The 14,888-nt window shown below is 47.2% G+C and carries 13 protein-coding genes; 10 read left to right on the top strand and 3 right to left on the bottom strand.

Annotated elements, in window-relative coordinates:
- Positions 1-160: 160 nt before the first annotated feature.
- Entirely contained in the window at positions 161-904 is a 744-nt protein-coding gene (locus L5L77_RS13710; RefSeq protein ID WP_106649332.1) for a sulfite exporter TauE/SafE family protein, read from the bottom strand.
- A 134-nt stretch (positions 905-1,038) separates the two neighbouring features.
- Complete coding sequence (gene metJ / locus L5L77_RS13705; RefSeq protein WP_105251319.1) at positions 1,039-1,353, bottom strand: met regulon transcriptional regulator MetJ; 315 nt, start codon at positions 1,351-1,353, stop codon at positions 1,039-1,041.
- 212 nt (positions 1,354-1,565) lie between these two features.
- Here metJ and metB point away from each other — a divergent pair, with 212 nt between their 5' ends.
- The 3 genes from metB (at position 1,566) to metF (ending at position 6,239) form a co-directional block, all read left to right on the top strand.
- On the top strand, positions 1,566-2,729 hold the full coding sequence (metB, locus tag L5L77_RS13700; RefSeq protein ID WP_105251320.1) for a cystathionine gamma-synthase: 1,164 nt from the start codon (positions 1,566-1,568) through the stop codon (positions 2,727-2,729).
- Between the two features lie 11 nt (positions 2,730-2,740).
- Positions 2,741-5,134 carry a bifunctional aspartate kinase/homoserine dehydrogenase II gene (locus L5L77_RS13695; protein WP_131524363.1) on the top strand — a complete coding sequence of 798 codons (2,394 nt, stop codon included), beginning with the start codon at positions 2,741-2,743 and terminating at the stop codon, positions 5,132-5,134.
- Positions 5,135-5,351: 217 nt separating this feature from the next.
- Positions 5,352-6,239: a methylenetetrahydrofolate reductase gene (gene metF, locus L5L77_RS13690; RefSeq protein WP_263222929.1), complete on the top strand. Its 888-nt coding sequence runs from the start codon at positions 5,352-5,354 to the stop codon at positions 6,237-6,239.
- A 56-nt stretch (positions 6,240-6,295) separates the two neighbouring features.
- Here metF and L5L77_RS13685 read toward each other — a convergent pair whose 3' ends face one another.
- Entirely contained in the window at positions 6,296-8,197 is a 1,902-nt protein-coding gene (locus L5L77_RS13685; protein WP_263222963.1) for a methyl-accepting chemotaxis protein, read from the bottom strand.
- A 223-nt stretch (positions 8,198-8,420) separates the two neighbouring features.
- On the opposite strand from L5L77_RS13685, the gene slyA reads away from it, so the two are divergent.
- From slyA to L5L77_RS13650, 7 genes are all read left to right on the top strand, one after another.
- The gene (gene slyA, locus L5L77_RS13680) at positions 8,421-8,894 is read left to right on the top strand and encodes a transcriptional regulator SlyA (protein ID WP_105251323.1); all 474 of its coding nucleotides are present in this window, start codon (positions 8,421-8,423) and stop codon (positions 8,892-8,894) included.
- Positions 8,895-8,902: 8 nt separating this feature from the next.
- Positions 8,903-9,961 (top strand): HlyD family secretion protein, encoded by a 1,059-nt coding sequence (locus L5L77_RS13675; protein ID WP_263222927.1) that lies wholly within the window; start codon positions 8,903-8,905, stop codon positions 9,959-9,961.
- A gap of 214 nt (positions 9,962-10,175) precedes the next feature.
- Positions 10,176-11,204 (top strand): DUF2955 domain-containing protein, encoded by a 1,029-nt coding sequence (locus L5L77_RS13670; RefSeq protein WP_212600088.1) that lies wholly within the window; start codon positions 10,176-10,178, stop codon positions 11,202-11,204.
- A 225-nt stretch (positions 11,205-11,429) separates the two neighbouring features.
- Positions 11,430-12,053 carry a c-type cytochrome gene (locus L5L77_RS13665; protein ID WP_212600089.1) on the top strand — a complete coding sequence of 208 codons (624 nt, stop codon included), beginning with the start codon at positions 11,430-11,432 and terminating at the stop codon, positions 12,051-12,053.
- Positions 12,054-12,063: 10 nt separating this feature from the next.
- A complete protein-coding gene (locus L5L77_RS13660; protein WP_263222924.1) occupies positions 12,064-13,131 on the top strand; it encodes a c-type cytochrome in 1,068 nt (355 codons plus the stop codon).
- A gap of 638 nt (positions 13,132-13,769) precedes the next feature.
- Positions 13,770-14,141, top strand: a complete 372-nt coding sequence (locus tag L5L77_RS13655; protein ID WP_011626036.1) for a DUF2750 domain-containing protein — start codon at positions 13,770-13,772, stop codon at positions 14,139-14,141.
- A gap of 110 nt (positions 14,142-14,251) precedes the next feature.
- Positions 14,252-14,674, top strand: coding sequence for a hypothetical protein (locus tag L5L77_RS13650; protein WP_263186130.1), 423 nt, complete (start codon positions 14,252-14,254; stop codon positions 14,672-14,674).
- The last annotated feature ends 214 nt before the right edge of the window (positions 14,675-14,888 follow it).

The following is a 14,888-nucleotide window of genomic DNA, read 5'->3' as shown; positions in this document are numbered from 1 at the left end:
TACAATACACTATAGCGCTAAAGCTTTTATTGTGAAATAAAAAGGCAGATTTCTCTGCCTTAATACACAATATACATAGTTCAAGGTACTATATATAAGCAATGTCAGTGCTTTTTTATTGTTTGAATCGTGAGAAGGTTTGCCAGTACAAGCAGGACGCTTATTGGGGTAATAACTCGATAACCGACTTCACCGTTAGCACTAAGGCGCTGATACTGCACAGGACTAACGTCGCCATCTTTGTCTTCTCTTTATCGACACGGCCCACTAATCGTCCTGCGACTAAGTAACCTAAAATCACTGAGGGGAGCAGCATCAACGACAGCCACAGATGTTTTAATTCTAATAAGCCAGTGATCGCTAAAATGACCAATGCAATCATGGAGCTAAAAATGAAGAAGGCCGACAGGGCAGCACGAAACTGCGAGGCATCTTTGCCTGCCAACAAAATCGCCATCGGTGGGCCACCAATCGCGGCGATATTGCCGAAGATCCCTGAAACCACGCCCGCACCGAAGAGGGTTTTCTTATTCACTGGCAGGCTGAATTTATACAGGCTGAGGATCACTGCGACAGTTACAATGGCGGCGATGGATAAACCGAGTATGGGTTGAGGCGCAAACAGCAACAGACTCGCGCCGATAAAACCGCCGGGCACGCGACCTAGGAGCGCATATTGCAAGCCATTGAATTCTAAGTGACCGCGTTCACGCACTAAGGTCAGCAGGGCGATGGAGAAACCCATAGCAATAACAGGCGCAGGTACAAGTTGTGGATCGACGATATACAGCAAAGGACTGGCGACAACCGCAAGCCCAAACCCAATAAGACTTTGGGTTAATGCGCCCAGAAACACGACCAGCGAGGCTAAGGCGAGTGTCTGTGGATCTATCATAGAAAACATAGGATTTCCTATATCCCAAACCAACTCAAGATGGTGAAATTTAAAGTTTGAAGTCGCTTGGGGATAAACAAAAAGGGATCGTTAACGATCCCTATTGATGAGCACTGTGATATGACTTTGAAAGCGACGAGTCGCTATTCCATGTCTTCCCACTCGATTCCCATTTGATCCATCAACAACTTGGCTTCGGCGGGAATGCTGTCTGGGTTGTCTTTTGACAGATCTTCATCGTTGGGCAATGGCTGGCCAGTGTAGGCGTGCAAAAATGCCTCACACAACAGCTCGCTGTTGGTGGCGTGACGCAAATTATTGACCTGACGACGAGTACGTTCGTCCGTGAGGACCTTAAGCACTTTGAGCGGAATAGACACAGTAATTTTTTTTACTTGTTCATTCTTCTTGCCATGTTCAGCATAGGGGCTGATGTATTCCCCATTCCATTCAGTCATTGACTCACCTGTTATAACGCTAAATTCGGGGCAGATTTTAAACCCTTACAAAGAACAGTCAAATTATTGCTACTATTTCTTTGTGATTGCAAACAGATTTCTTTATGTTCAGACGTCTAAACGTCTTCACGCCTATTGACGATGGCGTTGGGCTTAGGTACATTTAGACGTCCAGACATCTCTATCAGTCTATCGAATTTAGGAGTCCACCCATGGCAGAGCGTCAATTAGCCACACTGGCAGTGCGTCAGGGTATCGAAAGCGATACTCAATATGGTGCAGTTGTGCCACCGATTTATTTGTCGACTAATTACGCCTTTGATGGTCATAAAAATCCCCGCGAATTCGATTACAGTCGTTCAGGCAACCCAACGCGCTGCATTTTAGGCGAAGCATTAGCGCAATTAGAAAAGGGCGCCACTGGCATAGTGACGTGCACTGGCATGGCGGCCATCACCTTAGTGACTACTTTGCTCGGCCCCGATGACCTATTAGTTGTGCCCCATGATTGCTATGGTGGTTCCTACCGTTTATTTACCAACTTGGCGAAGAAAGGCCAGTTTAAGCTCATTGTGGTCGACCAAACCGACAGCCAAGCGTTAGCCGCCGCCATTGCGCAGAATCCTAAGATGGTGTGGCTCGAAACCCCATCGAACCCGTTATTGCGTGTGGTAGATATCGAAGCCATTGCTAAGGCGAGCCATGAGGTCAGCGCGCTGGTGGTGGTCGATAACACTTTTTTATCGCCAATATTGCAACAACCCCTATTGTTAGGCGCGGATATCGTTATCCACTCCACCACTAAATATATCAATGGTCACAGCGATGTAGTCGGCGGCGCTGTGGTCGCCAAAGACGCGCAAATCGGCGAAAGCTTACATTGGTGGTCGAACACTCTAGGCTTAACGGGGTCAGCCTTTGACAGTTATCTGACCCTGCGCGGCCTACGTACCTTAGCTGTGCGTATTCGCGAGCATCAAGCCAATGCCCAGCGTATTATTGAGGTATTAACGCAAAGCCCTGTGGTGAGCAAAGTCTATTACCCCGGTCTTGCGGATCATCCAGGTCACGCCATTGCGGCCAAGCAACAACAGGGCTTTGGCGCTATGCTGAGCTTTGAGCTCAAAGGCGGCGAGGCCGAAGTGGTGGCCTTTTTAGGTGCACTCAGCTTATTTAGCGTGGCGGAAAGTTTAGGTGGCGTCGAAAGTTTAGTGGCAGTGCCCGCCACTATGACCCACAGAGCCATGGAGCCGCAAGCGCGCTTCGAGGCTGGTATTAAGGACACCCTATTGCGTCTATCGGTGGGTATTGAAGATGCCGCCGATTTAGTTGCAGATATTCAAGCAGGATTAGCCGCCGTTGCGGCTTGTCAGTAGAGGAATAATAGATGGCACGTTGTCACTTACATAAATTTGGTGGCTCCAGTTTAGCGGATGCCGATTGTTATCGCCGAGTCGCCCATATCCTGTTAACCCACGGTCATAGTGATGATCTCGTGGTGGTCTCTGCGGCGGGTAAAAGCACGAATTTCCTGTATAAATTATTAGCGCTGCGTGATGCGGGTCAGCTATGGCAAGAAGAGTTACAAGTGCTGATCAGTTACCAACAGGGGTTGATTGAGCAGTTGTTGTCGAATGAACAAGCCCGAGATCTGCGTGAGCGTTTGGCCACTGATAAAGCGCAGCTCATCAGCTTATTGTCCTTAGATACCCGCAACGATTACCAAATTAACCATGTGGTAAGCTTTGGCGAACGTTGGTCGGCACGCCTGATGGCGGCGCTGCTGCGTGAATCGGGCGTGGCGGCAAGCCATGTGGATGCCTGTTCAATTTTAGTGGCCGATGAAGCCGCTGTGCCGCAAATTCGGGTACAAGAATCCCGCGCTAAAGTACAAGCCCTATTAGCCGCCCACCCAAATGAACGGCTGGTGATCACCGGCTTTATCTGCGCTAACGAGCGTGGCGATACCTTGTTACTTGGTCGTAATGGTTCAGATTTTAGCGCCAGCCTGATTGCGAGTCTCGCTGATATCGAGCGCGTGACCATTTGGACCGATGTGGAAGGGGTGTTCAACGCCGATCCTAATAAAATCAACGATGCCAAGTTACTGAAAAGCATGTCACTTGCCGAAGCCGATCGCCTAGCGCGTTTAGGCTCGCCAGTATTGCATTCGCGCACTTTGCAGCCGTTATTCAATACCGAAGTGAGCTTAGCGGTGCGTTCAAGTTATGCGTCCCACACCGACTTTACCTTAATCGCGCCCCACAGTTCGTCGGCGAGCGCGCCTGTGGTGACTAATCTCAATGCTGTTGTCCTGTTCGGCTTTAAACTCACGGGTGAGTTAACCCGTTTATTAGATTTATTGATCGCCGCGGGTTTAACGCCATTGGCCCATTGGACCTCTGCCCATCAAAGGGTTGAACTTGCCTATACCGCTGAGAATCAAAAACAAGTTCAAAGATTACTCGATGCCGAGGCAGAAGCATTAGGGATCAGTGATCAGCAGATCAACACAGATTTTGGTTTAGTCGCATTAGTGAGTGCCGACGCCGAACATTATCGCCGCAGCTTCGCCCGTTTACTGAGCCGTGATGCTAAACCTTTGTTCAGTGGCGATTTAAGTTTAGTGACGTTAGTGCCCCAGTCACAGGTGAATCTGTTAACCCAAAAAGTTCACCGCCGCTGCGCTGGCCCGCGTAAACGCATTGGTGTCCTGCTGCTCGGTGTGGGTAATATCGGTGAGGCTTGGATCGATCTGTTTAAGTCGGTTTCACCATCATTGGACCATGAACTCGAAGCCAGTGTTGAGTTAGTCGGTTTGGTCAGTTCGAGTAAAGCCTTGATTAAATCCACTGGGATTAATCTTGCCGCGTGGCAAACAGAGTTTAATACTGAAGCCACGCCTTGGCAGTATGAACATTTATTCGAGCAATTAGAGCAAGTTAACTGCGATGAGCTGGTGGCCTTAGATATCAGTGCCAGCGCCAGTTTGACGCTGCAATATCCAGAACTGTTCGAGCGTGGCATCCATGTGGTGAGCGCGAATAAACTTGCGGGCTCGGGTCCACTGCCTTTCTATCGAGAGTTAAAGCAGCAACTGGGTAATCGTCGTTTGTTTTGGCGCTATAACGCCAGCTGTGGCGCTGGTTTACCTATCCAACATGCGCTAAATGATCTGCGTAACAGCGGTGATAGCGTTGAAGCGGTGGGCGGGATTTTCTCCGGCACCTTGTGTTGGTTGTTTGAGAAATACGATACTAGTAAGCCATTTTCAGAATTAGTGATTGAAGCCAGAGGCTTAGGTATTACTGAACCCGATCCCCGCGACGATCTCTCCGGCCGTGATATGCAGCGTAAACTGCTTATCTTAGCCCGTGAGATTGGCCTTGAAATCGAGCTTGAAGATATTGAGCTGCGCTCACTCGTACCAGCCGCTTTGGCGGATATTCCCTTAGATCAATTTCTCACCCGCATTGCCGAGTTAGATGCCGATCTGCTGCAACAGTATGGTGCGGCGGCGGAGCAAAATAAGGTGCTCAGATATGTGGCATCCTTAGACAACAGCGGCCCAGAGCTCAAGGCCGAGGTGGGTTTGCAGTGGATTGATACTCATCACCCTTACGCCAACTTAACCCCTGGTGATAATGTGTTTGTGATCCGCAGTGTCTTCTACCAAGGTAATCCGCTGATCATCCGTGGACCGGGCGCTGGACGCGAAGTGACCGCTGCGGCGGTGCAGTCGGATCTGACTCAGATCTGTCGCGATCTGCTGCAGGAATAACGCGATATCAAGCCTCTTAAAGGACTCATTCGAGTCCTTTTTTATTGGCTAGAATAAATCTATCGAATTAACTGAGATTAAATGCGGTTTATGGGTATTTTTGGGCTTGACTTACATCTCAGTTTCTCTAGTATATGGACATATAGACGTCCAAACGTCCATTTGAACGAATTCATACTAGCAAAGAGTAGCGCCAAGGGCGGTTGAGGAAATACACATGGCTTTTCATCACGCACAACATTCACAATCGCTGAACCAGAGCTTGTCTGAGCTTAATGGCGATATTAATGTTTCTTTTGAGTTTTTCCCGCCATCGACCCCCGAAATGGAACAGATCCTGTGGAACTCTATTCGTCGTTTAGAGCCGCTGAATCCTAAGTTTGTGTCTGTGACTTACGGTGCTAACTCAGGTGTTCGCGATCGCACCCATGGCGTGATTGAACGTATCCAACAGGAAACCGACCTCGTTGCCGCGCCGCACTTAACCTTAGTGGATGCCAGCGATGAAGAGCTGTTAGAACTGGCTAAGCATTACTGGAAGTCGGGCATTCGTGACATAGTGGCACTGCGTGGTGATTTACCCGCGAGCAGCCCAAAGCCAACCCGTTTTGCGGTCGATTTAGTGCGTTTACTGCGCTCTGTGGCTGACTTTGATATTTCCGTTGCGGCCTATCCAGAAGTGCATCCCGATGCGAGCAATGCACAGGCGGATTTGATCAACCTTAAGCGCAAGATTGATGCGGGTGCGAGCCGTGCCATTACCCAATTTTTCTTCGATGTGGAATCTTACCTGCGTTTTCGTGACCGCTGCGTTGCCGCTGGTATCGACGTTGAAATTGTGCCGGGCATCTTACCTGTGACTAACTTTACCCAGCTAAAACGTTTCGCTGGCATGACCAATGTGTCGTTACCTAATTGGTTACATAAGCAATTCGACGGCCTAGAAAACGATGCGGGTACACGCCAATTGGTGGGGGCAAACGTGGCCATCGACATGGTGAAAGTGCTGTCCCGCGAAGGCGTGAAGGATTTCCATTTCTACACCTTAAATCGCGCCGAATTGACCTACGCGATTTGCCACACTTTAGGCGTGCGTCCTAAATAAAACCTTATAAAATAAGCTAATAAAAACGCCGCAGAGAATGCGGCGTTTTGTTTTGTTTAAATTCTAAATTGAGCTAATAAAGTTGTTAAACGGGCTGCGAGTTGGGCAAGTTCATCGCCAGCGCGTGCAGTTTGTACCGCACTATCTGTCGCATTGGTCGCAATATCATTGATGTTATTAACATTTTTATTAATTTCTGCCGAAACCGCACATTGCTCATTTGCAGCGCTGGCGATCTGGATATTCATCTGGCTAATGGTGGAAACCGCATGGGTAATGGCTTCGAGTGCTTCACCCGCTTGGTGAACTTGGGATACACAGCTTTGAGTGGTGCGGGTGCTGGTTTCCATCGCATTGACTGTAGACTTAGCTTTATGCTGAAGCGCTTCGATCATCTGCTGAATTTCTGCCGTAGATGCTTGAGTGCGACTCGCCAGAGTGCGTACTTCATCGGCAACGACTGCAAACCCTCGACCTTGTTCTCCCGCCCTTGCGGCTTCAATTGCCGCATTGAGTGCGAGTAAATTAGTTTGGTCGGCAATATTACGGATAACCACAAGTACAGAATCGATTTCAGCGGTATTACGCTCTAATTCATTGATTTCACTCGCTGCTGTGGCTATTTCCTCGGCCAGTATGGCGATAGTGCTTACCACTTTTTGTACAACCAATTTGCCTTGTTCGGTTGAGTCATTGGCATGATTGGCGGCATCGGCCGCATCGGTAGCGTTATGGGCAACTTCTTGTACTGTTGCGGCCATTTCATTCATTGCGGTGGCAACTTGCTCAGTTTCGAGGTGCTGACGACTCGCCATCTTCTGGGTTTCCCGCGTAATGCTCGACATTTCTTCAGCAGAGGTGGCGAGCAGGCTTGTTGAGTCGGCTACGTGAGAAACTGTGTTGTGGATTTTTTCTACAAAGCGGTTGAATGCCATCGATAATTCAGCAATTTCATCCTTACCTTTTACCGCGATTCTGCGGGTTAAATCGCCTTCACCTTCAGCGATATCATTCATGGCTTGGGTGGTTTCAGCGATAGGGCGAGTAATCCCTTTGGCAATAAACCAAGCAATGGCAGTTCCAATGACCAGAGCCACTAAACCGATAAGGATCAACTTAAGGCGAATATCCGCTATCGCTTGTTCTGAATGGGTTCTATCCATCGCAATATCGAGTACGCCAAACACGTTTCCTGAGTAATCTTTTATGGCGTGGCGATACAGGGCGTAGGTTTTGTTATTTAAGGAAATAGTGCGTATGACTTCATGGCCTTGCATGACGTTATTGAGTTCATCTGTCGCTTGGGTATCAGGCGTGAATGTAGCGCCAAATAACTTATATCCAGAATCATCTGGCAAGATGAGGGCAATTTCTGCTTGATAGGCTTGTTTAAAATTATCAAAAAAGGGTTGACCAAAGGACATGCCAAACTCAACTGATCCTGTGTGTTGCCCGTTGTAACTCATTGGAACTAAACCACGAATACCTAATCCTTCCACTCCATATTCCAAGCCGTAAAGAGGGCGCTTTTGGCTATTTGTTTCAACTATGGTCTTGCGTATGCTGGTGAGATCATCGCCAAATTTTTCGGGACGATGCAAGCGTAAAAAAGAAGTGGCTGGTGGTCTATGGAATTGGAATTGCTGAACCGCAAAATCGCGCTTAAGTTGGGTAAATATAGGTAAGGTACGGGCGGTGAGTTCATCACGCTCGCCTGTTGCAAAGGTGCTTTGAACTTCTGGCGTGAGTGAGATGATGGTTGCCATTGCTTCGGCTAATTTGCCCGATGAGGCTATCTCGGCAACAGCGGTTTCATAGATCTTATGGAGTTCTCTTTGCTCGGATTCTGCAACTTGGCGACTGAATTCAGAGAGAACGAGCGGCATGATAAAGCTCATTACTGTTAACAGTAATAGACAGATCCCAATAACGATCCTCGTACTAATTTTTAGATTTATCAAAACAGCCTCCAATTCATGTGCAAATCAACTCAATTTATCCTTTTGATATTATAGAGATACAACTTGATAAGATTTGAGAGGGCGCGAACCTTTTTAAGTTATTTATTCCCTCTTACGCTCGTTTCGTGCCCTTGGACACAGATCTATTTTGGGCCTAAATATTTACTTAGCCTGCTAACTAAGTATAATGCTTAGCACGCTAACTAAATAGGTGAGCAAGATGCAAAAAGAATTAGAGCGACTAAAAGAGTTATCACTGGCGGAGCATTTAGGCCGTCTGCATCGACTGTGGCGTACCGTGGCCGATGTTGAGCTAGCACCTTTAGGATTAACTCATCCTCGTTGGACTGCCCTATGGAAACTGTTGCGTTTAGGCGACAGTGTTAGCCAAAAAGTGTTGGCCGATGCCTTAGAAATTGAATTGGCTTCGCTAATGCGCACCTTAGGGCAATTAGAAGAGCAAGGTCTAGTCGAGCGTCATTGTTGTGACAAAGATAAGCGAGCAAGAATTGTGAGCCTGACGCCAGCGGGATTAGATGTTTTAAAGCAAATGGAAGCGCGGATTATTCAAGTGCGCCGTGAGTTATTAGGCGGGATCAGTGCCGAAGAGTTGAGCGAATTTGAACGCATTATTAGCCTGATCAGCGACAACGCCAGCGCCAAATTAACCAAGGTTACAGACACCCTTTTGTGAGAAAGAAGATGACACCGGATCAACAGTTTGCCCGTTTAGTAAAATTTGCCATGTTTGGCTTTGTGATGGTTTTTGGCTATTTCATGCTGGCCGACACTATGATGCCATTGACGCCTCAAGCCATGGCGACCCGTGTAGTGACTAAAGTGACACCGCAGATCAGCGGTAAAATCCAGACCATAGCCGTGACCAATAACCAAGCGGTTGCCAAGGGCGATTTGTTGTTTCAAGTCGATCCAGCGCCTTATGAGTTAGCGGTATCGCAAGCTAAATTGGCCTTAGAGCAAGCCCGTCAAGATAATGCTGAGTTAGATGCCTCGCTACTAGCAGCTAAGGCCGAGGTCAATGCCAATAAAACCACCTCACAACAAAAACGCAGCGAGGCTAAACGTCTCGATGCCTTGTATGCCACCCATGGCGTATCGCAGCAGCAAAAGGAGCTAGCCGATAGCGATGCCGCAGCTGCTGAAGCCAATTTGCTTGCCGCCAATGCGCGTTTAGAAAAACTCAAAGTGAGTCGTGGCAGTTATGGCGAAGAGAATCTTAAAGTGCGTCAGGCGCAAAATCATTTAGCCCAAGCCGAGCTTAATCTGTCTTACACCGAAATACGTGCCGATCAAGATGGGATAGTGACTAACCTGCAGTTAGAAGTCGGTAGTTTTGCGACCGTGGGGCAACCTCTGTTGGCCGTGGTATCGGATAAAGTGGATATTATTGCTGATTTTCGTGAAAAGAGTCTGCGTGGCGTGAATGCTACTTCGACCGCTTTGATTGCGTTCGATGGCGAACCAGGGCGTTTATATCGTGCGACGGTGAGCAGTGTTGATGCGGGCGTGAGTGCAGGGCAATTCGATGCCAATGGCCGTTTAGCCGCGCCGCAGGAATCGGACCGTTGGGTACGTGATGCCCAAAGATTGAGATTACATCTAGTGTTAGATGGTATGGCAATGAACAGCTTACCTGCGGGTGCGCGCGCGACCGTGCAACTGCTGCCCGAGAATAGCCTGTTTAGTTTGCTCGCTAAGGTGCAGATTAAAGCAATCAGCTTGCTGCACTATATTTACTAGCCTATTTACTCGAATGTTTACTAGCGTATTTACCAGCATCTTTACCGGCATATCCATTAGTACTTATCTGTGTTGACGAGCACGAGTGACTCGCGGTTGGTTTGTATTTGCCGCGAGCGGCTTGAGTGAACGCTTCAAAGCAACATAAGTGTGAACACAGCATAAGCCAGCTAAACATCCTCATTTAATGTATCGATAGAATAAGGCGACGAGCATGTTACTACGCCATAGCCCATTGACGGCCAACGATTTACGCCAGTGTTTACGGATTGCGACTGGCGCGACCTTAGGTTTTACCCTGTGTAAAATTTTTGGTTGGAGCAATGGAGTCTTCTTCACTGTGACACCTATGCTACTACTCGGATTAGTGCCAGTGATGAATGGCCATGCTATGCGCCAATTATTAGCTTCATCTGCCATGGCTGGGTTAGAGGTTGGGTTACTCGGCGGTTTCTTTGGCAGCCATCCCGGTATGATGACTCCCATCGTTTTCCTATTATTTTTATACCGCTTTGCGGCCATGTCCCGCGGCAGTTTGTTTCTCTTTGGTGCCAACGGTGTGCTGAGTCTCAGTATCATGCTGCACTTTGCAAGCTATCCCGGCGTTGACTTAAACGACTTAGTTTTCAGTAATTTTTGGGCGACAGCACTGTCGGTGGTTATCGCCTACGCTATGACGGCACTCTGGCCCGATGTGGAACCAAGGGCGGCTTACAAGCCTGGACCTAAGGCGCCACATCGAATGCGCCACGAAGCGTTACTCGGCGCGACCATAGCGACCGCATCATTTCTGGTATTCCAAATATTTGATCTGCGGGATTCGATGTCGGCTCAAGCGACCACTCTTTTGCTATTGTTTCCTATGCATTGGAATGGTGCACTCGACTACGCCCGTAAGCGCGCCATAGGCACCCTGTTGGGGGTGTCGTTTGGGATACTCGTGCAGTTGCTGCTCTATGATTGGTCTGGGTTATTGATGTTAGTTGTCCCCTTGCTGTGGATTGGACTGATGATTTTTAGCCAAGCCCATGTGCGCGAGGCGAATGGCTCTGGCGTGGGTTTTGGTGCTATGACCACGTTAGGGATTTTGTTTGGGCAGTATTTGACCCCAGGTAACGACTTAATCTTCAGTGCTTTATACCGAGTGAGCAGTATTTTAATCGCTATCGTTGGCACGTTGCTTTTATGCTATTTGATACATAAGTTATTGAATCATTTCGAATCGACGCGATTTGGTTATTGAACAGGCCATTAAGTCTTGAAGGCTTGCAGCTTAACCTTGTACAGAGTAAGGTAAATTTATCCCGTTTGAATTGAACAATAAGTGACTCTTAATGAATGTTAAGGCTCATTTATTGGCTGTTTTAAAAATGAGCGGCTGATTTTAAAATGGGTTTAGTGTGTGAGCACAAACATAAATAACAATAACCCCTATGCTTTAGAGCTTAATTCTCTTCAAGGATAGAACATGAAGATTAAAACATTAGTCATAGGCTTAACGCTATGTAGCGGCTATGCCGCTGCCGCCGAGCCTTCTGACAAACAATTGATGAACGTTATGCCACAAGCTGCACAGTTATGTGTGTCTTGCCATGGGGCAGCGGGTGAGGGTATTGAACCACTCGGCCCTCGATTAGCGGGATTATCTAAAGAATATATCTCGACACAATTGCAGCATTTCCAAGCGGGCGTTCGCCAAAACGCGACTATGATGCCGATGGCAATGACGCTCCAAGGTGACGGTATTGAGCAAGTATCGAGCTATTTTTCAGCTAAGCCTGCCAATGACGTCAAGCCTGTTATCCGCGGTGAACAAGTTGTTTTTAATGACGACACCGCCCGTTTAGCCTATCAAGGTGATTGGTCCCGTGGTTTACCAGCCTGCGTGACCTGCCATGGTCCTTCTGCATTAGGTGGCGGCTTATTTCCTCGCTTAGCAGGTCAACAGGCGAGTTATATCAAAACGCAATTATTGGCATGGCAGTCGGGAACACGTAAAGGTGACGTCGATGGCATGATGGGGAGCGTCGCGAATAAGCTCACTGTCGCCGAGATTGATGCGTTAGCCAACTACTTTGCGAATTTAAAATAAGGAGCCGGCCATGAAATATTCCGCAATGTTATTACTGGCCGCGATGGGGTCGTTAACCGTTCAGGCGCAAGCTGAAACTGAGCCAGTACAAGAACGGCCAGATAAGCAAGCTCCGCTGCCTTCTTTCCCTAAGGTCGCAGATCAAACCTATCTTACCCCTAGACCTTTGAGTGCGATTCCCGAAGGCGCCTTTGGTGACAAAGTGCGTTTAGGTTATCAACTGTTTGTGAATACGCAACAGCTGCGTGATAAGTATGTGGGTAATGAGCTTAACTGTACCAATTGCCATATGGATGCAGGCCGTAAAGCCAATGCATCACCCCTTTGGGGTGCGTATTTTGCTTATCCGGCGTATCGTAAAAAAGACAATAAAGTCAGTAGCTTTGAAGAACGCATCCAAGGCTGTTTTAACTATTCGATGAATGGTAAAGCCCCCGCATCAAGTAGCCCTGAGTTAGTGGCGCTTTCTGCCTACGCCTATTGGTTAGGCATGGGCGGCTTGATGGATGAGGCTAATATCAGTGGCCCTGTTCCTGAGATCAGTGATGCTGAGTTAGTCAAAGGTGCTAAGCGGGATGACTTCCCACTACCAGAGGCATTAGCTAAGGCGATGACAGTTGAGCAACGTGCTAACTTGCCGGGTCGAGCTTATCCTGAGATCCCAAAACCCGAACAAGCCTATTCACCTGAACGAGGTAAAGCCGTGTATGTCGCCCATTGCCAAACTTGTCATGGTGTTGATGGGCAAGGTCAAGCCATTGCGGGTGTGTATGCACTACCGCCGCTGTGGGGATCTCAAAGTTATAACTGGGGAGCGGGAATGCACAGGGTCAATACTGCCGCATTTTTCATTTATGAAAACATGCCCTTTGGTAAGAGCATGCAGTTGACGAACCAACAGGCATGGGATGTTGCCGCTTACATCAACTCTCATGAGCGTCCGCAGGACCCACGTAGCAAGGGTGATGTAAAGCAAGCGCAGGAGAAATACCATAATGACAGCGATTACTATGGTCTCGCTGTTGATGGCAAAGTATTAGGCACTGAGTCCTATCCGATTTTTCCTAAGAAGTCATAGTTGAGCCGCTGAGATTAAGCGCTCGTGTGATGTTATAAAGCGAGTGAATAAGTTAGACAGAAAAGCCAGCAAGCATTTAGCTTTGCTGGCTTTTTTATTAATTAGCCCAAGAGTTTAGGCTTGTCATGGCACTTTCTCACCGACACGCAGCTAGTCCATCCGTGGATGCTCGACCGCCCCGTCCATGGGGCGGACGGTCGTCTCGCAAATCACCATGACTCACCTTTCGGACATCAGTGTTAACTGTCGCTTTAAAAGCATACGGAGATTTTCGCTATAAGTGGCTTATTCACTATCTCGAATGTGCAAAACGTATTGAGGGAGTCGAACCCTCTCTACGTTTTCTAAGAAGCTGATTTACGCTGGTTTTTGGTCAAAGGAAACAAACTCTTGTTACACCTTACTGTATTTCCTAAGTAAGAGGAAATACCAAATGATATCCACCTCATTTTTTAACAAGCCAAAATGCTTCTCGGTTAATAAGGACTCGATTTTTCAGGATGAAAAACGTTGATACCATACTGAGGTTAATGCTAACTTATTAGAATAATTAAATTATTTACTCAGCTAATTCCAATGTTCAACTCTATTCGTTGGTTTCTAGTAGAAGAGCGGGTAATACACTGTTAGGTGTTCTTATGAGTATGATGTCGCAGGTGGCAGCATTCTGCAGAGAGGTGTACAAGACGAAACTGCTTTGGACTATTGAATTTGAAGATGAATCTTTATTGCAGTGGTTTGAAGAAGATGGTTCACAGGTACTTCCATTTTGGTCTTCTGAATCCAGAGTAACAAAAGTGATTGAGCTCCTTAAAGATTTTGATAGCGGAGTACCGACTTCAATAGAACTCGATGAATTTGAAGCTGAATGGGTACTTGATTTGGTTGCGTCAAATATACGTATCGGACCAAATTGGACAGGAGAAAATCTTTCGGGTACTACGTTCGAAGCAAATGAAATGATTCGGCGTATCTATCGACAAGGAAAGCAAACTAGTAAAAACACCTAACGAGCGCATTAAGAGGCGGACATAAAAAGCTTGGCTTGTGTACGTTCCTCTCAAATTATAGCCAAGCATTTTGCCCCGTTTATGCGGGCGTTAGCTATACAGGGAGTTCTATGAGCGATCCGCAAAAAACTTGGGAAGAATATTACGCCCGAATCAAAAACAGAAAAATAGATGAAGCAACTCAATTATGGAATGCTGTTGTAAGCTCTGGAGCAAATGAGGAAACAGTTTTCGCTATAGATTTTTCTCATTTTTGTGACGTTTCATCGAAGTTAAATAAATTAGCCCAACAGCTCAGCGAAAACTATGAAATAGAGCTGAGTGAGGTTGACGAAAAAGGGTATCAATTCTTAACTGGTACAACTCGCCCTTATGGTAATGAATTGAGTGAAGAAGACTTCATAAACTGGGTATCTTTTATGTGTGACGTAGCTCAGTCATACACTTGCGTATTTTCAGAGTTTTCGCTGGAAAGTCCAGAGCTTGGTTTAGTATGGTCAAATACAGAATTTGAATCGGAAAAGTATAGTTAACAAGCACATTAAGTGAAGGGACTGCTAAAAGCTTGCTCGATTTTGCTTCGCTATACATTTTAGCAAGCTATTATCAGCCCCTTGTGCGGGTCCTAAAGGATTCCTCGAAATAAATACTTTATCTATTCAACCTTCGAATTAACAACAAAATGAGTTCACCGTGTATGCATCTGTGAACACACTTGCTATAGCACAGGAATGCGGTTCACTGAGC

Origin of the sequence: Shewanella sp. SM29 (assembly GCF_025654245.1) — a bacterium.
Lineage (GTDB): Bacteria > Pseudomonadota > Gammaproteobacteria > Enterobacterales > Shewanellaceae > Shewanella > Shewanella oncorhynchi.
Note: the sequence above shows the minus strand (reverse complement) of the source record. Positions and strands in the feature narration are given on the sequence as shown.